Below are 16959 nucleotides of genomic sequence, written 5' to 3' on the forward strand. Positions count from 1 at the left end.
GATGATCCGGCGTCGAACTGCGCCGTCCGTGACGGCCGTACGGGCACGAGGACGAACGAGGCGGCGGCCGGGGTTCCGGCCGGCGGTGGCGCAAGCGTTCTCTGTGACGAAACGCGCACAAACGTCTGGGCGGAACTCCCTGGTGGGGGCCCGGGTCAGGGCCGGGCGGCCGGTTTCGGTCCGAGCCCGTCGAGGACGCAGTCCACCATGCGCTCGGCGAGCCCTTCGTCGAGGGGCGCGTCGTGCCGCATGACCGTGCGAAGGAGCATCGGCCCGGTGAAGAGGTCCGCCGCCATCTCGACGTCGACGTCGGCCCGCAGCTCCCCGTTCGCGGCGCCGCGGCGCAGCACCTCGTGCATGAGGCGGCGGCGCGGGCCGATGACCGTGGTGTGGTAGGCGTCCCACAGCTTGGGCAGGCTCTTCATCTGCGCGAAGACGTTGTGCAGCAGCGCCGACGAGCGCAGGCTGAGGCCGCGTCGGCGCTGCCACTCCAGGAGGCTGACCACGTCGTCGCGCATGGAGGTGCCGGGCAGCTGGGGGTCGGGGTCCTCGAAGCCGCGCAGGACGTCGACGAAGAGGGCCTCCTTGCCGGGCCAGCGCCGGTAGATGGTGGCCTTGCCGACGCCGGCGGTGCGGGCGATCCGCTCGATGGACAGGTCGGTGAGGGGCACCCCGTCCTCCAGGAGCTTCATCACGCCCTCGAGGATGGCCCGCTCGACCGCCTCGCTGCGGGGTCTGCCCCGGGCGCCCGTCCGCACCGTGTCCGTCACGTCAACTCCCGCTTCCTCGCCTGCCCCCGCCACACCGTCGATTGTCCCTGGTCACGAACCCGGCCCCCGCCGCCCTCGGCGGTGGGGGCCGGTGCGCCTCACTGGCCCGCGCCCACCTTCTCCGGCGCACCCGTCTGCTCGGTGGGTGCCGCGGGGGCCTTGCCCGGCAGGAACAGGGCCGTCACGACGGCGCTGATCAGGGCGACGCCCGCGCCCCACAGGGCGGTGACGTGCATGGCGTGCAGGAACGAGTCGTTGGCCGGGCCGATCAGTGCCTGGCCCTTGGGGCCGAGCTTCTCGGCGACGCCGAGCGTGGCCTCGATGGACGCTCCCGCGGTGTCGCGCAGCCCGGGCGGGAGCAGCCCGAGCTTGTCCTCGATGCCGCTGCGGTACGCGGTGGAGAGCACCGAGCCGAGCACGGCGATGCCGAGTGCGCCGCCGACCTGGCGGAAGGTGTTGCTGAGCGCGGACGCCGAACCGGCCTTCTCGCGCGGCAGGGCCTGCATGATCACGACGCTGGTGGGCGTCATGACGTGCGCCATGCCGGTGCCCATCAGGAAGAAGATGACTTCCAGGATCCAGATGGGGGTGTCCGCGTCGAGGGCGGTGAACGCGGCGAGCATGCCCGCGAGCAGCACGAGCCCGCCCGTGGTGGTCGCGCGGACGCCGATCCGGTCGACGACGAGCCGGGCGCGCGGCGCGAAGATCAACTGGGCGGCGGCGAGCGGCAGCATCAGGGCGCCGGTCTCCAGCGGCGAGTACCCGCGCACGCTCTGGGTGTAGAAGACGGAGAAGAAGGTCACGCCCATCAGCGCGAAGAAGACGAGCGCGATGGCGCCGATCGCGGCCGAGAAGACCTTGTTCTTGAAGTAGTTGATGTCGATGGACGGGTGGTCGCTGCGCTTCTCGTAGACGACGAACGCGACGAGGACGGCCAGTCCCGCGGCGATGGTGGCGAGCACCTGGGCGCTGGTGAAGTCGCCCTCGTCGCCGCCCTTGATGATCCCGTACACGAGCAGGACGAGGCCGACGACGGACAGGACGACGCCGACGAGGTCGATCCGGCCCGGCTTCGGGTCCCTGGAGTCGGGCACGAGCGCGATCATCAGCACGACGGCGATGATCACGATCGGCACGTTGACCAGGAAGACCGAGCCCCACCAGAAGTGGTCGAGCAGCAGGCCGCCGGTGATGGGGCCGATGGCGATGGCGAGGCCGACGCCGCCCGCCCAGATGCCGATGGCCTTGGGCTGCTCCTCGCGCTCGAAGACGTTCATGAGCACGGCGAGCGTGGCGGGCATCACGAAGGCGGCGCCGAGGCCCATCACAGCGCGGAACGCGATGAGCTGGACCGGCGAGCCGGACTCGGCGGCGAGCGCGGAGCCGATGCCGAAGACGACGAGGCCGCCGATGAGGACCTTCTTGCGGCCGAGCCGGTCACCGAGGAGCCCCGCGGTGAAGAGCAGGCCCGCGAAGACCAGCGTGTAGGAGTTGATGGCCCATTCCAACTCGCCCTGGGTGGCGCCGAGTCCGGTGGGTGCGGGGGTCGAGATGGTCTTGATGGCGACGTTCAGGATCGAGTTGTCGAGCACCACGATGAGCAGGCTCAGCATCAGGACGCCGAGGATCGCCCAGCGGCGGCGGTGCACCGCCTCCGGTATGCGAGGAGGCGTGGGCAGGGCGGGAGTTGTCATGCGTCTCAGCCTAAGGCCATTTCGATACGAGACCGTCTCGTATTGGAAGAGACTTTACCGAACGACTGTGCGCGGGCCCCTCTAGCCTCCCCCTGCCCCGCGGTGCGACGATGGACGTGATCCGGGGACGCCGTCAGGGCGCCTCGAGACGACAGAAGGAGCCGTTGCGATGACGCAGCTTTCGGCTGCCCAGAAGCCGGGCCAGAGCTCTGCGCCGACACCCGACAGCAGCAAGGCGCTGTACGGAGGCAAGAGCAACCGCCGCATCACCGTCCGCGACCTCACCGCCGCCAAGGAGCGCGGCGAGAAGTGGCCCATGCTCACCGCGTACGACGCGATGACCGCCTCCGTCTTCGACGAGTCCGGCATCCCCGTGATGCTCGTCGGCGACTCGATGGGCAACTGCCACCTCGGCTACGACACCACCGTGCCCGTCACGCTCGACGAGATGACGCTGCTCGCCGCCGCCGTCGTACGGGGCACCAGGCGCGCCCTGATCGTCGGCGACCTCACCTTCGGTTCGTACCAGGAGGGCCCCGTGCAGGCGCTGCGCTCGGCGACCCGCCTGGTCAAGGAGGCCGGGGTCGGCGCGGTCAAGCTGGAGGGCGGCGAGCGCTCCCACGAGCAGATCAAGCTGATCGTGGACGCCGGGATCCCCGTCATGGGCCACATCGGTCTGACCCCGCAGTCGGTCAACACCATGGGCTACCGGGTGCAGGGCCGCGGCGAGGAGGCCGCCCAGCAGCTGCTCCGGGACGCCAAGGCGGTGCAGGACGCGGGCGCGTTCGCGGTGGTCCTGGAACTCGTACCGGAAGAGCTGGCCGCCGAGGTCACGCGCATCCTGCACATCCCCACCGTCGGCATCGGCGCGGGCGTCGAGTGCGACGCGCAGGTCCTGGTGTGGACGGACATGATGGGCCTCACCCCCGGCAAGATGCCGCGCTTCGTGAAGCAGTACGCGGATCTGCGCGGCGTCATGGGCGACGCGGCGCGGGCGTTCGCGGAGGACGTGGTCGGCGGGACCTTCCCGGCGGCCGAGCACGCCGTCCACTAGGGCCTGTCCGGCCCTTCGGCCGGCCCCCCAGGAGCCACTGCGGCACCACGACAGCCCGCCGATCTCCCCCTGTCGGCGGGCTGTCGGTCGCTTGTCGGTGGATTGTCGGTGGCGGCTGCTCTCATAGGGGCCATGACGCGAATCGACACCAACACCAGCAGCGGCGAGCACGCCGTGGAAGTACGCGGGCTGGTCAAGCACTACGGGGAGACGAAGGCCCTGGACGGCGTGGACCTCGACGTCCGCGAGGGCACCGTCCTCGGCGTGCTCGGCCCCAACGGCGCGGGCAAGACGACGCTCGTGCGGGTCCTGTCCACCCTCATCCAGCCCGACGCGGGCAGCGCCTTCGTGGCCGGCTACGACGTGGTCCGCCAGCCCCGCCAGCTGCGCCGCCAGATAGGTCTCACCGGCCAGTACGCCTCGGTCGACGAGAAGATCTCCGGCTTCGAGAACCTGTACATGATCGGCCGCCTGCTCGACCTGTCGCGCGCCGACTCCAAGCGCCGCGCGGGCGAGCTGCTCGAGCGGTTCTCGCTCACCGAGGCCGCCAAGCGCCCGGCGGGGACGTACTCCGGCGGCATGCGCCGCCGCCTCGACCTCGCGGCGTCCATGATCGGCCAGCCCGCCGTCCTCTACCTGGACGAGCCCACCACGGGCCTCGACCCCCGCACCCGCAACGAGGTGTGGGACGAGGTCAAGCGCATGGTCGGCGAGGGCGTCACCGTGCTGCTCACCACCCAGTACATGGAGGAGGCCGAGCAGCTGGCCTCCGAGCTCACGGTCATCGACCGCGGCCGCATCATCGCCAACGGCGGGATCGACGAGCTCAAGGCCAAGGTCGGCGGCCGCACCCTGCGCATCCGCCCCTCGGACCCGCTGCAGCTGCGCTCCCTCGCCCAGGACCTGGACGAGTCGGGCCTGACCGGCCTCGCCACCACCACGGTCGACGCCGGAGCGGGCACCGTCCTCGTCCCCGTGCAGAGCGACGAGCAGCTCACCGCGATCATCGGCGCCCTCGCCGCCCGCGGCTACGGCCTCGCCGACGTCAGCACCGAACTGCCCAGCCTGGACGAGGTGTTCCTCTCCATCACCGGCCAGAAGGCTAGCGCTCCGCAGGACGCGGCGCCCGTTCTCGAGGAGGTCGCCGTATGAGCACCACCACCCTGGAAGCCCCAGTCGACGCCCCCGCCCTGCGCAAGGGCGAGGCCGACGGCCGCATCGGGCTGCGCGGCAACCTCCGCCACACCGGCGCCCTGGTCCGCCGCAACCTGCTGTGGATCAAGAACGACCCGGAGTCGATGTTCGACGCCGTCCTGATGCCGGTCGTCTTCACCCTGCTGTTCGTGTACGTCTTCGGCGGCTCCATCGGCCAGGCGCTCGGCGGCGGCCAGGACGCCTACGTCCAGTACGTGATACCGGGCATGCTCGCAATGATGAGCATGAACATCGCCCAGGGCGTCGGCACCGGCTTCAACGAGGACTTCCACAAGGGCATCATGGACCGCTTCCGGTCCCTGCCCATCGGGCGCGCCTCCGTCCTGGTCGCCAAGATCTCGGTCGAGCTCCTGCGCATGCTCATCGCCACCACGATCCTGATGATCGTCGCGATGCTCGTCGGCTTCGACATCAACGGCCACTGGGCCGGTCTGCTCGGCGCGGTCGGCCTGTCGGTGCTGTTCGGCTCGGCCATCATGTGGATCTTCCTGGTCCTCGGTGTGACCATGAAGAACGCCCAGTCCGTGCAGGCGATGGGCTTCCTGGTGATGATGCCGCTGCAGTTCGGCTCGTCGATCTTCGCGCCGCCGCAGTCGATGCCGGGCTGGCTGGAGAGCTTCACGAAGTACAACCCGATGTCCGGGCTCGCGGACGCGGCCCGCGGCCTGATGCTGGGCGGCAACTACCCCATCGCGCACGGCCTGTGGGTGACGCTGGCGTGGACGGTCGGCCTGACGGTCGTCATGGCCCCGGTCGCGATCCACAAGTTCCGCACCAAGAGCTGACGTTCACTGGGACGCACGGCTCGCGTGCGGCCACGGGGGGTGTGGGTCCCGTCGGTTCGCGCCGGACGTCAGACGAGGGCGGTGGCCTCTTCGAGAGAGAGGTCGCCGCCCTCGGCGTATGCCGAGGCATAGCGCGCTTCGCCGAGCGCGGCGCGGGCGAGGCGCTCGGCCTCGTCGTGGATCTGCCGCTCCATCGAGTTCGGGACATGGCCGGGCGGGGCGTGGCGGTGGGCGGCCCCGACGAGCCGTGCCGCGTCCTCGGCGCGGCCACCGCCGTCGAGAGCGGAGAGCGCCCAGGCCGCGATGAGCAGCGTCATGGCGCGCATGTGCGGCGCGATCACGATCGACACCGGGTCGGCTGCCAGCTCCAGGGTCCGGCGGGCCTTGACGAGCCCCTGCGCGTACTGTCCCTCGGTGAGGTCCAGGCAGGCGTGGGCGCTCAGGATGAAGCTCTCGAAGAGCGGGAAGCGCATCACCTTGAACTCTTCGGACAGCAGGTCGAGTTGCTCGCGCGCCTCGGCGGTGCGCCCGGTGAGGCCCAGCCGCTTGGCGAGGTACATCCGGGCCGCGGGCCACGCCTCGTTGGCGGGACGGTGCTCGTCGCCGAGGACGTCCCGCAGGATCGCCTCGCCCCGCTCGCCCTCACCGGCCTCGATGAGCACTTCCGCGCGCCGGGACCTCAGCAGCGCGATCTGCGACTGCGCCCCGAGCACCTCCGCGCGCGCGATGGCCTCCTCGAAGTCCCGTGCCGCCAGGGCGTATTCACCTCTCCGCTCACGGGCCTCGCCGCGCACGGCGAGCGTCTCGGCCTCGCCGAAGGCGTCGCCGAGCTCCCGCACGATGGCCAGCGCCTCCTCGGCGTCGCCGAGCGCGTCGCCCGCCCAGTCGCTGCGGTTGGCGAGGATGTTCGCCCGCATCTGCAGGGACAGGGCGAGCTCCCAGGTGTAGCCGTGCTCGCGGCAGGCCGCCACCGTCGCGTCGATGATGCCGCGCACGTCCGTGGTGCCGCCGGTCAGCATCACCGCGTAGAACCAGAGGTTGCCCGGGGCCCAGCAGGTCTGCGGCATGCCGGGCCGGTAGGCGTTGCGGATGCGGCGCAGCTTCGCCTCCCCCTCCGCGGTCTCCCAGATGTCCAACTCCATGTCCATGGAGGCGAGTTGGATGAGGTGCACCCCGCGGCGGGCCTCCTGGAGGAGCTCGCCGGTCCAGGGCAGCGGGCGGTCCGTGCACCGCTCGTGCAGCGGGGCGGCGGGGACGAGGGGGTCCGCGAAGGGGTCCGGGCCGAGGTCCTTGACCAGGTTCGACCAGTGCCGGGACTCGGTGCGCAGATCGCGGACCTGCCAGAACCAGGCGAGGGACAGGACCAGGCAGAGCCCCTCCTGCTCGACCCCGGCGGCGACGGCGTGCCGCAGGGCGGTGCGCAGGTTCTCGTACTCGGTCTGGAGCCGCTCGATGGCGGCGAGCTGGCCGCGGCCGCGCAGCTCGGGGTCGGTGGTGCGGGCCAGCTCGTTGAAGTACGCGAGGTGGGCGCGCTCGGCGAGGGGCCGCTCGGCGGCGTCGCCGAGCCGCCCGGCCGCGTACTCGCCGACGGTCTCCAGGAGCCGGTAGCGCATCTCCCCGTCCGCCGAGGCCGAAGGGGCCGCGACGACAAGGGACTTGTCGACGAGGGAGCCGAGCACGTCGGCCACGTCCAGGACGTCGGGCGCCTTCCCCCCGTACGCCCCGCCGCACACCGCCTCGGCGGCGGCCAGGTCGCAGCCGCCGGAGAAGACCGAGAGGCGGCGCAGCACGGCGCGCTCGGCCTCGTCGAGGAGGTCCCAGGACCAGTCGACGACCGCCCTGAGGGTCTGCTGGCGGGGCAGGACGGTGCGGGCTCCGCTGGTCAGGAGGCGGAAGCGGTTGTCGAGGCGGTCGGCGATCTGGCGGGGCGTGAGCATCCGCAGACGGGCCGCGGCCAGCTCGATGGCGAGCGGCAGGCCGTCCAGGCGGCGGCAGATCTCGGCGGCCGCCTCCGGGTCGGCGGTGACCGAGAAGCCGGGGCGCGCCGCCGCGCCGCGCTCGGCGAACAGGCGCAGCGCGACCGGCGTCGGCAGCGGTTCCACGGGACGGAGCAACTCCCCCGGCACGCCGAGGGGTTCACGGCTGGTGGCGAGGATCGTGAGCCCCGGACACCGCTCCAGGAGCCGCTCGGCGAGCCGGGCCGCGGTGTCCACGACGTGCTCGCAGTTGTCGAGGATCAGCACCATGCGGCGCGGGACGCAGTACTCGGTGAGCCGGACGAGCGGGTCGTCGCCGCCGCGCTCGGCGACGGCGCGCAGCTCGTCGGCGCCCGCGCCCCGCAGCAGGGACTCCCGGGCGCCGAGCGCGGTGAGCACGGCCTCGGGCACCGCGTCCGGGTCGGCCGCCGGGTCGACGGGCGCCAGCTCGGCCAGCCACACCCCGTCCGGCGCGGCGTCCCCGAGGGTCTCGGCGGCCTCCTGCGAGAGCCGGGTCTTGCCGGCGCCGCCGGGCCCGAGCAGCGTGACGAGCCGGGCCCGCCCGAGGTCACCGCGGATGACGTCGATGTCGGACTCGCGGCCGACGAAGGAGGTGAGGCGGGCGCGGAGGTTGCCCCGGCGGGGGGCGGGGGCGACCGGAGGCGGGGGCGCAGGGGCCGGGGCCGCCGGAGCCGGGGGCGGAGTCGGAGCCGAGGCCGGGTTGAGCAACTCATGCTGGAGGGCGCGGAGTTCGGGCCCCGGGTCGGTGCCGAGGCGGTCCGCGAGGAGGCGGCGCACCTCCTCGTACGCGGCCAGGGCCTCGGCGGGGCGGCCCGCGTCGCGCAGGGCCCGCAGCCGCAGCGCCTGGAGCGGCTCGTCGAGGGGGTGGGTGTCGCAGAGCGCGGTGAGCTCGGGCAGGGCCTGCTCGGCGTCGCCCAGGGCGAGCGCCGCCGTGAGCCGCAGTCTGCGCGCGTCCAGGCGCAGGCCCGCCCACCGGGCCGCGTCCGCCGACCGGTCCGGCAGATCGGCGAGGGCAGGCCCGGCCCACAGCGCCAGGGCGGCGTCGAGGGCGTCGGCGGCCTTGGCCGGGTCGCCGTCGGCGAGGGCGCGGCCGCCCTCCCCGGTGAGCCGCTCGAAGCGGAAGACGTCCACGTCGTCCCGGTCCGCGCACAGCCGGTAGCCGCCGCCCTCTGCGGAGGCGACGGCGTCCGCGCCGACGGCCCGGCGCAGCCGCCCGACCAGCGCCTGCAGCGCGCCCGTCGCGTCGGCGGGCGGCTCGTCGCCCCACACCTCGTCGACGAGCACGGCCGCCGGTACGGGGCGCCCGGCGCGCAGCGCGAGCACCGTCAGCAGGGCACGCAGCCGCGCCCCGCCGACCGGGACGGAGCTGCCGTCGGGGCGGAGTGCCTGAGTGGTGCCGAGAACGCGATATCGCACGGTGCCATTGTCCCTGGTGGGCTCGGTCGGATGAGGGCTCGGGCTCAGCGGCCCGGAGGGGTCACTTCCAGTTCGACGAGGACCCCCGTCTCGTCGTGCCGGTAGCCGCGCCCGTCCCGCACCTGCCCTTGGTCCTCGTGGCTCTTGAACCACTTGGGGCAGGTGTCGACGGAACGCAGCCGACGCTCGCCGGGGACCACCTCGTACGTACGGGAGCCCGGGTGCGTCTCCGCGAAGCCCTCGCTGACCACGTGGATGGCCCGGACCCGCCCGACCGTACGCGGCCACTGCGCACCGTGCCGCTCCACGGAGAGCAGTCCGGTGAGGCGGACGCGCTCGGGCAGCGGGTCGTCGGCGCCCCAGCAGACGGTCAGCCCCCGGTCACGGACGACGGCGACCCAGCCACGGTCGCCCCCTTCGTCGTCGTCATCGCCGTCGCCCTCGTCCTCGTCGTCCTCGTCGTCCTCGTCGTCTTCCTCTTCGTCGTCCGACTCCTCATCGAGATCCGCCTCGTCGTCGAAGTCCTCGACCTTCTCCACCAGCCCCTCCACCACGCTCAACTCGCCCTCCCAGCCGACCGGATCGGACAGCTGCCCCCGCTCCGCAAGAAGCAGCGGCCACGCCACCTCGTCCCCCACCGAGAACGGCGTGCCGCAGCACTCCATCTGCCAGTCGTCGTACCTCACGTGCCAGAGCGCCATGCCCCTAGCCTCCCCGGAACTCAACGGCGATTGCGAGACGTTTTCCCAGCACGCCCAGTACGGTCGTCGAGCACGCCCCACGACCCGGCAGGACCAGGAGCCCCATGACCACCGCCCCCACCCGCAAGAGCGACCGGCGGATCAGCCCCGTCTTTCTCGGGATCGCCGCCGTCACGGCGGTCTCCGGCTGGGCCGCCTGGACGGGGTACGCGTCCCAGCCGGGCTTCGCCGTCTTCCTGTTCGTGACGGCCGCCTGGATCGTCTCGCTCTGTCTGCACGAGTACGCACACGCACGCACCGCCCTGCACAGCGGCGACATCTCCATCGGCGCGAAGGGCTATCTGACCCTCAACCCGCTCAAGTACACGCACGCGCTGCTCAGCATCGTGCTGCCCGTGCTCTTCGTGATCATGGGCGGCATCGGTCTGCCCGGCGGCGCCGTCTTCATCGAGCGGGGGCGGATCCGCGGACGCTGGAAGCACAGCCTGATCTCGGCGGCGGGCCCGCTGACGAACGTGCTGTTCGCGGTCGTCTGCACCGCCCCGTTCTGGCTGCACGCGCTGGACGGCGTGCCGGACACGTTCCGGTACGCGCTCGCGTTCCTCGCGCTGCTCCAGGTGACGGCCGCGATCCTCAACTTCCTGCCGATCCCGGGCCTGGACGGCTACGGGGTGATCGAGCCCTGGCTCTCGTACAACATCCGCCGCCAGGTGGAGCCGTTCGCGCCCTTCGGGCTGCTCGCGGTCTTCGGCATCCTGTGGATCCCGGAGGTCAACGGCTGGTTCTTCGACGCGATCGACGCCGTGCTGCGCTCGCTCGGCGTCAGCGACTGGGACACGTACTGGGGCCAGAAGCTCTACCGCTTCTGGGAGGGCACGCAGGAAGTGCCCCCGGCGCTCAGCTCTTAGCGAGCGTCGCGCGGCGCAGGTAGTACCAGCACATGTTGGAGGAGAGCCCCGCGAGCAGCACCCACACAATGCCGATCAGGCCGCCCCGCCAGAAGGAGACGACGGCCGCGACCACGGAGAGGACGCAGACGACCAGGGCATAGATCGCGAGGCGGGGCATGGGGGGAGGCTCCTGTCGAGGCGTTCCGGTACGGCGTACGGAACCAGTGTCCCCCATGCCCCGAACGTCCTAGACGTCGGTCACGCGCAGCCCGGCGTGCGCCTTGTAGCGGCGGTTCACCGAGATCAGGTTGGCGACGAGCGACTCCACCTGGTGGGCGTTGCGCAGCCGCCCGGCGAAGACGCCGCGCATGCCGGGGATGCGGGCGGCCAGGGCCTGCACCACGTCCGTGTCGGCGCGGCTCTCGCCGAGGACCATCACGTCCGTGTCGATCTCCTCGACCTCGGCGTCCTGGAGGAGGACCGCGGACAAGTGGTGGAAGGCGGCCGTCACCCGGGAGTCGGGCAGCAGGGCGGCGGCCTGCTCGGCGGCGCTGCCCTCCTCGGGCTTGAGGGCGTAGGCGCCCTTCTTGTCGAAGCCGAGCGGGTTCACGCAGTCGACGACGAGCTTGCCGCTCAGCTCCTCGCGCAGGGACTCCAGCGTCTTGCCGTGCCCCTCCCACGGCACGGCGACGATCACGATGTCGCTGCGCCGCGAGCACTCCGCGTTGTCCGCGCCCTCGACGCCGAGGCCGAGCTCGGCGGCGGCGGCCTCGGCCCGCTCGGCCGCGCGGGAGCCGATGATCACCTTCTGGCCCGCGCGGGCCAGGCGGTAGGCGAGCCCGCGCCCCTGGTCGCCGGTGCCGCCGAGCACGCCGACGACGAGCCCGGACACATCGGGCAGCTCCCAGGGGTCCTTGGCCGGGGCCTTCTGCACACTGTCAGTAGAGGTCATACCGTGACCTTACTCAGGCGTACGCCGGGTCAGCTCCCCCACCGGTATCCGCCGGAACGTGATCGTCTCGTACGCGCTGAAGTCCCCCGTCTCGTAGAGCAGTCCCACGGTGCCCGCGTCGGCGCGCACCAGGTCCGAGTAGGCGGCGGGCAGCCCGTCGACGGTGTGTGCGGGCTCCCAGGTGGTGCCGCCGTCGTGGCTGCGGCGGACGGTGAGCAGGGCGCGCAGGCCGCCGGGGTCGGCCGGTCCGGAGAAGAGCAGCACGTCCGGGTCGCGCAGCTGCAGGACGCAGCCCTCGACGACGGGGGTGACCAGGCCCGCCTGCGGCCGGAAGGGCTTCACCAGACTCTCGCCGCCGTCGAGGGAGTGGGCGTCGGCGCGGTTGCCGGGGGCCGGGGAGTCGTTGCGGGTGTTGAAGTAGAGCCGCCCGTCGGGGAGTTCGGCGCCGGTGGTCTCGTTCACGTTGATGTAGCCGTTGACGTTGTCGTCGACGTAGCCGATGCGCCAGGTCTCGCCCCGGTCGTCGCTGAGCAGGCCGTGGCCGCCGTTGTACTTGCCCTCGGTGCCGTTGTCGGAACCTGTCGGCGGCAGCGAGTGGTTGGCGGGCACGACGACGCGGCCGCCGGTCACTTGGAGCGCGTGGCCCGGCGTGGTCGCGTACCAGCGCCAACTCGGCCGCTTCACCTGGCCGGTGATCTCCCGGGGTGCCGACCAGGTGAGCCCGTCGTCGTCGCTGTGCTGGAGCCAGACGCGGCGGCCGTCGGCGGCGGAGACCTGGCCGCGCCGGATGGCGTCCTCCGTCGCGGCGGCGGCGTTCCTGACCTGGACGAGGAGGATGCGCCCGGTGTCGAGGACGACGGGGGCGGGGTTGCCCGCGAGGTCGGCGCCGTTCGCGCCGACGATTTGGAGCGGGCCCCAGGTGCGGCCGCCGTCGGTGGACCGCTTCAGGACGATGTCGATGTTGCCCGCGTCGCTGGAGGAGCCGACCCGGCCCTCGCAGAAGGCAAGGAGGGAGCCGGTGTTCGTGGCGACGACGGCGGGGATGCGGAAGCTCGCGTACCCCTCGCGGCCCGCCCGGAAGGGAACTGACGTCTCATATGCCATCTCTCTCACCTCCCCTCTCCGGGCGAATTCGAAGTGAACTCGGCCTGACCACTGCACAGTTGGGGCAGGATGCGACTCCATGGACGCCGTACGGGTCGCACTCCTCCGCGAAGTGCTCGCCGGGACCGACTGTCTCGCCGCGACGCGCCGCTTCGCGGGCACGCTGCGCTCGTCCGTCGTGCCGCACGGCGGCGGTCTGCTCCTCGTCGGCACCCCGGCGTACGAGCCCTGGCACCTGGCCGCGCACCTGGTGGACGAGGCGGCCTGGTCCGGCACCCCCGAACTGACCCCCACCCTCGTACGGCACGAGGCGCGCCCCGGCGGCCCCGCGCACCTCTCGGTGGGGCTCGGCAGGATCGAGGCGGCCCGGCGCGGCGAGACCCTCCTGGTGGTGGCCCCGGACGCGCCGGGCGCCCCGCTCCTCGAGCGGGTGCACGACGCGCGCACGGCGGGCGCCACGGTGCTCACCCTGGACGGCGGCGACGCGGCCGGCGGCGACCACGACCTGCGCGCGATGGCGCACGAGGCCCTCACGGTGCCCGAGACGCCCGACCTCGACCTGGACACGGTGCAGCACCTGGTGAGCGCGGCGGCGGGCGAGAACTCGCTGCCCGCGCCGCGGGGCCGGCGCCGCTTCCGGGACCGACTCTCGCGCCTGGCCGACCAGTTGACGGCGCCGCCGCCCGCGCGCTGGTAATTCGGTTGCCGCGGGCACGACCTGCGGCTGAGCATGACTGTTCGTGAACGACGACGACCATCCCTCTCCACTCCGCCCCCGGCTCCCGCTGCGGCGGCGGCTCGCCGCGGTCCTGCCCGACCTCTCGCCGTGGCGCTCCACCCGCGACTTCCGGCTCCTGTGGGTGCAGGGACTGGTCACGTACTTCGGCAGCTTCATGGCGATGATCGCGCTGCCGCTGCAGATCAAGGACCTCACGGACTCGCCGCTCGCGGTCGGCGCGATGGGGGCCGTGGAGCTGGTCCCGCTGATCGTCTTCGGCCTGTACGGGGGCGCGCTCGCCGACGCCGTCGACCGCCGCAAGGTGATCCTCCTGAGCGAGGCGGCACTCGGCGTGCTGGCCGTGATCCTGCTGGTGAACGCGCTGCTTCCGCAGCCGCTGCTCTGGCCCCTGTACGTGGTCGCGGCCGGGGTCTCGGCCCTGTCCGGCCTGCAGCGCCCGGCCCTCGACTCCCTGATGGCCCGCATCGTGCCGCACGACCAGCTCACCGCGGCGGCCGCGCTCAACTCGCTGCGCTGGAACGTCGGAGCGATCGCGGGGCCCTCGCTCGCCGGTGTCGTGGTGGCCTACGCGGGCCACGCCACGGCGTACGCGATCACCGTCGCCGGCTTCACCGCCTCGGTCGCCCTGTGCACCCGGCTCTCCCCCGCGCCCGCCGCGCACGACGCGGAGAAGCCGTCGCTGCGGGGGCTCGCGGAGGGTGCCCGCTACGCCTGGTCGCGCCCGGTGCTGCTCGGCACGTACGCCATCGACATGGCGGCGATGTTCTTCGCCTTCCCCAACACGATCTTCCCGTTCCTCGCGGACGACCTGGACGCGGAGTGGTCGCTGGGCCTCATGTACGCGGCGGGCGCGGTGGGTTCGCTCCTGCTCAGCCTCACCAGCGGCTGGACCTCACGGGTGCGGCGGCACGGGCTGCTCGTCGTCTTCGGTGCCGCCGGGTGGGGCCTCGCGATCACGGCGGCGGGGTGGTTCGGGAACGTGTGGGTGGTGCTGTGCTGTCTGGCGCTCGCGGGAGCGGGCGACATGCTCAGCGGGCTCGGCCGCTCCACCATCTGGAACCAGACCATCCCCGACGAGCTGCGCGGGCGGCTCGCCGGGATAGAGGTCCTCTCGTACAGCGTCGGCCCCCAGCTCGGCCAGGTCCGCGCGGGCGCCGCGGCGGGCTGGACGGGGACCCGGTCCGCCATCTGGTCGGGCGGGCTCGCGTGCGTGGCCGCGGTGGGCGTGCTCACGGCGACGCTGCCGAAGCTGATGTCTTACGACGCTTCGACGGACTCGGACGCGGTGCGCCGGCGGCGGGCTGCCGGGGAGAAGGTTGCCCTCTGAGTGCGTTGCCCTGCCCCGTCGCTCCGCGACGGCAACCACCACGCCGCTCCGCGACGGCAACCACGTCGCTCCGCGACGGAACTCCGCCGCTCCGCGGCGTGACTGCTTCGCCGCTCCGCGGCGGGTCTCCCACCCACCCACCCGTTCTCTGCGACGCGAGGGCGACCGAGGTCGCGGGCGGGTGGGCCGGGAAAGAGAGCTCCCTGCGGCCACGGACCCCGGCCGAGGTCGCGGACGGCGGGCCGGGAGGGACAGAGCCCTGCATCCACGGACCCCGGCCGAGGTCGTGGGCGGGTGGGCCGGGGAAGAGAGCTTCCTGCGGCCCGGGGCCGGTCGAGGTCGGGCCTCGGGGTCAGGTGTCCCCGTCCTCCGCCTCGCCCTTGCGGTCGTGCCAGCGCGGGTCCGTGTCCCATTCGAGGTTGCGGTCCTGGGCCGTCTGCATCGCGTGTTCCGCCTCCTCGCGGGTCGCGTACGGCCCGAAGCGGTCCTTGGCCGGGCACTCCGGGCCCTCCTCGACCTTCTTGTGCTCCAGGCAGTAGAACCACTCACCCGGCTTACCGACCGGCGTCCGCTTCTTGAACAGGGCCATCGTCGAGCTCCTCTCCGTCCCGTTCACTGTCCCGCTCTCTGAGCCATGCTGCCCCAAGCCCGCTGGTTAGACTCGCTGGCATGTCTGGCCAGTCACTGCTCGTACCAGGGGAGATCTCCCCCACCCGCCCCGTCCCCGGCAACATCAGGCGCCCGGAGTACGTGGGCAAACCGGCACCCACCCCTTACACCGGGCCCGAGGTGCAGACCCCCGAGACCATCGAGCTGATGCGGACCGCCGGGCGGATCGCCGCGCAGGCGATGGCGGAGGCCGCCAAGCACATCGCACCCGGCGTCACCACCGACGAGCTGGACCGGGTCGCCCATGAGTACATGTGCGACCACGGCGCCTACCCCTCGACGCTCGGCTACCGCGGCTTCCCCAAGTCGCTGTGCAGCTCCGTCAACGAGGTCATCTGTCACGGCATCCCGGACTCCACCGTCCTCAACGACGGCGACATCATCAACCTCGACGTGACCGCGTACATCGGCGGCGTGCACGGCGACAACAACGCCACGTACCTGGTCGGGGACGTCGACGAGGAGTCGAAGCTCCTGGTCGAGCGGACCCGGGAGGCCACGCACCGCGCGATCAAGGCGGTCAAGCCGGGCCGTCAGATCAACATCATCGGGCGCGTCATCGAGTCGTACGCGAAGCGGTTCGGGTACGGCGTCGTCCGTGACTTCACGGGCCACGGCATCAACTCGTCCTTCCACTCCGGCCTGATCGTGCCGCACTACGACAGCCCGCACGCCACCACCGTGATCCAGCCCGGCATGACCTTCACCATCGAGCCGATGCTGACCCTGGGCACGTACGAGTACGACATGTGGGAGGACGGCTGGACCGTGGTCACCAAGGACCGGAAGCGGACCGCGCAGTTCGAGCACACACTGGTGGTGACCGACAGCGGAGCGGAGATCCTCACGCTTCCCTGAACCGACCGCGGGTAGCGTTTTTACCGACAGGGTGTCGGGAACCAGTTGACTTAGGTAAGCCTAACTTGGAATGATCGACCGCGGTCGCACTGGTTCCCGCCTTTCCTCTTCGGCATCGGAGGCCCCCGATGAACACGCCGTTCTCGACGCTGATCCGCACCGCCTCGCACGAACAGCACACCGAGGCGGAGACGTCCACGTTCATGAGCGACCTGCTCGGCGGCAGGCTCGGCGTCGACGCGTACGCGCGCTACACGGAGCAGCTGTGGTTCGTCTACCGCGCCCTGGAGGACGGTGCCGACGCCCTGCGGGACGACCCCGTCGCGGGCCCCTTCATACGACCGGAGCTGCTCCGCGTCACCGAACTGGAGCGCGACCTGGCGCACCTGCGCGGCCCGCACTGGCGCGCCCACCTCACGCCCCTGCCGGCCACGGCGGCCTACGCGGCCCGCGTCGAGGAGTGCGCGCGCACCTGGCCGGGCGGCTATGTCGCCCACCACTACACCCGCTACCTGGGCGACCTCTCCGGCGGCCAGATCATCCGCGGCAAGGCCGAGCAGACCTGGGGCTTCGCCCGCAAGGGCGACGGCGTGCGCTTCTACGTCTTCGAGGACATCTCCAACCCGGCCGCGTTCAAGCGCAGTTACCGCGAACTCCTGGACGGCCTCGACGCGGTGGTGCGGGACGATCTGGAGCGCCAGCGCATCATCGACGAGTGCAAGAACGCCTTCGCTTTGAATACGAGGGTCTTCGCCGAGCTCGGGGCCGAGTTCCCTCTCACCGCGTGA

At 72.2% G+C, this 16959-nt stretch carries 16 protein-coding genes; 8 read left to right on the top strand and 8 right to left on the bottom strand.

Annotated elements, in window-relative coordinates; all coding sequences use genetic code 11:
* Nucleotides 1-155: 155 nt before the first annotated feature.
* Nucleotides 156-770: a TetR/AcrR family transcriptional regulator gene (locus ACQB60_RS02950; RefSeq protein WP_496924198.1), complete on the bottom strand. Its 615-nt coding sequence runs from the start codon at nucleotides 768-770 to the stop codon at nucleotides 156-158.
* A 98-nt stretch (nucleotides 771-868) separates the two neighbouring features.
* On the bottom strand, nucleotides 869-2464 hold the full coding sequence (locus ACQB60_RS02955; RefSeq protein ID WP_496924199.1) for an MFS transporter: 1596 nt from the start codon (nucleotides 2462-2464) through the stop codon (nucleotides 869-871).
* A 169-nt stretch (nucleotides 2465-2633) separates the two neighbouring features.
* Between ACQB60_RS02955 and panB the strand changes: the two genes are divergently transcribed.
* The 3 genes from panB to ACQB60_RS02970 all read left to right on the top strand — a co-directional run bounded on the left by panB (nucleotide 2634) and on the right by ACQB60_RS02970 (nucleotide 5518).
* A complete protein-coding gene (gene panB, locus ACQB60_RS02960) occupies nucleotides 2634-3518 on the top strand; it encodes a 3-methyl-2-oxobutanoate hydroxymethyltransferase (RefSeq protein ID WP_496924200.1) in 885 nt (294 codons plus the stop codon).
* Nucleotides 3519-3650: 132 nt separating this feature from the next.
* A complete protein-coding gene (locus ACQB60_RS02965) occupies nucleotides 3651-4670 on the top strand; it encodes an ATP-binding cassette domain-containing protein (protein ID WP_496924201.1) in 1020 nt (339 codons plus the stop codon).
* Complete coding sequence (locus ACQB60_RS02970) at nucleotides 4667-5518, top strand: ABC transporter permease (protein ID WP_496924202.1); 852 nt, start codon at nucleotides 4667-4669, stop codon at nucleotides 5516-5518. The genes ACQB60_RS02965 and ACQB60_RS02970 overlap by 4 nt, the downstream gene beginning before the upstream one ends.
* Nucleotides 5519-5586: 68 nt before the next feature.
* On the opposite strand, the gene ACQB60_RS02975 is transcribed toward ACQB60_RS02970, so the two are convergent.
* Both ACQB60_RS02975 and ACQB60_RS02980 read right to left on the bottom strand, forming a co-directional pair.
* Nucleotides 5587-8931: an AfsR/SARP family transcriptional regulator gene (locus tag ACQB60_RS02975; RefSeq protein ID WP_496924203.1), complete on the bottom strand. Its 3345-nt coding sequence runs from the start codon at nucleotides 8929-8931 to the stop codon at nucleotides 5587-5589.
* 44 nt (nucleotides 8932-8975) lie between these two features.
* Nucleotides 8976-9632 (bottom strand): DUF6578 domain-containing protein, encoded by a 657-nt coding sequence (locus ACQB60_RS02980; RefSeq protein WP_496924204.1) that lies wholly within the window; start codon nucleotides 9630-9632, stop codon nucleotides 8976-8978.
* A gap of 104 nt (nucleotides 9633-9736) precedes the next feature.
* Between ACQB60_RS02980 and ACQB60_RS02985 the strand changes: the two genes are divergently transcribed.
* The gene (locus ACQB60_RS02985) at nucleotides 9737-10540 is read left to right on the top strand and encodes a site-2 protease family protein (protein ID WP_496924205.1); all 804 of its coding nucleotides are present in this window, start codon (nucleotides 9737-9739) and stop codon (nucleotides 10538-10540) included.
* Here ACQB60_RS02985 and ACQB60_RS02990 read toward each other — a convergent pair.
* The 3 genes from ACQB60_RS02990 to ACQB60_RS03000 are packed head-to-tail and all read right to left on the bottom strand — an operon-like array spanning nucleotide 10530 to nucleotide 12578.
* On the bottom strand, nucleotides 10530-10757 hold the full coding sequence (locus ACQB60_RS02990) for a hypothetical protein (protein ID WP_496924206.1): 228 nt from the start codon (nucleotides 10755-10757) through the stop codon (nucleotides 10530-10532). The two genes, ACQB60_RS02985 and ACQB60_RS02990, sit on opposite strands and share 11 nt — an antisense overlap.
* Nucleotides 10758-10769: 12 nt before the next feature.
* The gene (gene npdG / locus ACQB60_RS02995) at nucleotides 10770-11474 is read right to left on the bottom strand and encodes an NADPH-dependent F420 reductase (RefSeq protein WP_496924207.1); all 705 of its coding nucleotides are present in this window, start codon (nucleotides 11472-11474) and stop codon (nucleotides 10770-10772) included.
* 9 nt (nucleotides 11475-11483) lie between these two features.
* The gene (locus tag ACQB60_RS03000; protein ID WP_496924208.1) at nucleotides 11484-12578 is read right to left on the bottom strand and encodes a sialidase family protein; all 1095 of its coding nucleotides are present in this window, start codon (nucleotides 12576-12578) and stop codon (nucleotides 11484-11486) included.
* 79 nt (nucleotides 12579-12657) lie between these two features.
* On the opposite strand from ACQB60_RS03000, the gene ACQB60_RS03005 reads away from it, so the two are divergent.
* Both ACQB60_RS03005 and ACQB60_RS03010 read left to right on the top strand, forming a co-directional pair.
* Entirely contained in the window at nucleotides 12658-13275 is a 618-nt protein-coding gene (locus ACQB60_RS03005; protein WP_496924209.1) for a hypothetical protein, read from the top strand.
* An 88-nt stretch (nucleotides 13276-13363) separates the two neighbouring features.
* Nucleotides 13364-14644 carry an MFS transporter gene (locus ACQB60_RS03010; RefSeq protein ID WP_496924761.1) on the top strand — a complete coding sequence of 427 codons (1281 nt, stop codon included), beginning with the start codon at nucleotides 13364-13366 and terminating at the stop codon, nucleotides 14642-14644.
* 352 nt (nucleotides 14645-14996) lie between these two features.
* Here ACQB60_RS03010 and ACQB60_RS03015 read toward each other — a convergent pair whose 3' ends face one another.
* Nucleotides 14997-15233, bottom strand: coding sequence for a hypothetical protein (locus tag ACQB60_RS03015; protein ID WP_496924210.1), 237 nt, complete (start codon nucleotides 15231-15233; stop codon nucleotides 14997-14999).
* An 80-nt stretch (nucleotides 15234-15313) separates the two neighbouring features.
* Between ACQB60_RS03015 and map the strand changes: the two genes are divergently transcribed.
* Both map and ACQB60_RS03025 read left to right on the top strand, forming a co-directional pair.
* Complete coding sequence (map, locus tag ACQB60_RS03020) at nucleotides 15314-16171, top strand: type I methionyl aminopeptidase (protein WP_496924211.1); 858 nt, start codon at nucleotides 15314-15316, stop codon at nucleotides 16169-16171.
* Nucleotides 16172-16299: 128 nt separating this feature from the next.
* The gene (locus ACQB60_RS03025; protein WP_496924212.1) at nucleotides 16300-16959 is read left to right on the top strand and encodes a biliverdin-producing heme oxygenase; all 660 of its coding nucleotides are present in this window, start codon (nucleotides 16300-16302) and stop codon (nucleotides 16957-16959) included.

The organism is Streptomyces odontotermitis (genome assembly GCF_050510915.1).
Taxonomy (GTDB): Bacteria; Actinomycetota; Actinomycetes; order Streptomycetales; family Streptomycetaceae; genus Streptomyces.

Bases quoted from the DNA above. Each gene is read 5' to 3' on its own strand.
- ACQB60_RS02990 (WP_496924206.1), bottom strand. From the start codon at position 10,757: ATGGGGGACACTGGTTCCGTACGCCGTACCGGAACGCCTCGACAGGAG.
- ACQB60_RS03015 (WP_496924210.1), bottom strand. From the start codon at position 15,233: ATGGCCCTGTTCAAGAAGCGGACGCCGGTCGGTAAGCCGGGTGAGTGG.
- map (WP_496924211.1), top strand. From the start codon at position 15,314: ATGTCTGGCCAGTCACTGCTCGTACCAGGGGAGATCTCCCCCACCCGC.
- ACQB60_RS02955 (WP_496924199.1), bottom strand. From the start codon at position 2,464: ATGACAACTCCCGCCCTGCCCACGCCTCCTCGCATACCGGAGGCGGTG.
- ACQB60_RS02985 (WP_496924205.1), top strand. From the start codon at position 9,737: ATGACCACCGCCCCCACCCGCAAGAGCGACCGGCGGATCAGCCCCGTC.
- ACQB60_RS03005 (WP_496924209.1), top strand. From the start codon at position 12,658: ATGGACGCCGTACGGGTCGCACTCCTCCGCGAAGTGCTCGCCGGGACC.
- panB (WP_496924200.1), top strand. From the start codon at position 2,634: ATGACGCAGCTTTCGGCTGCCCAGAAGCCGGGCCAGAGCTCTGCGCCG.
- ACQB60_RS03000 (WP_496924208.1), bottom strand. From the start codon at position 12,578: ATGGCATATGAGACGTCAGTTCCCTTCCGGGCGGGCCGCGAGGGGTAC.
- npdG (WP_496924207.1), bottom strand. From the start codon at position 11,474: ATGACCTCTACTGACAGTGTGCAGAAGGCCCCGGCCAAGGACCCCTGG.
- ACQB60_RS02965 (WP_496924201.1), top strand. From the start codon at position 3,651: ATGACGCGAATCGACACCAACACCAGCAGCGGCGAGCACGCCGTGGAA.
- ACQB60_RS02970 (WP_496924202.1), top strand. From the start codon at position 4,667: ATGAGCACCACCACCCTGGAAGCCCCAGTCGACGCCCCCGCCCTGCGC.
- ACQB60_RS02980 (WP_496924204.1), bottom strand. From the start codon at position 9,632: ATGGCGCTCTGGCACGTGAGGTACGACGACTGGCAGATGGAGTGCTGC.
- ACQB60_RS03025 (WP_496924212.1), top strand. From the start codon at position 16,300: ATGAACACGCCGTTCTCGACGCTGATCCGCACCGCCTCGCACGAACAG.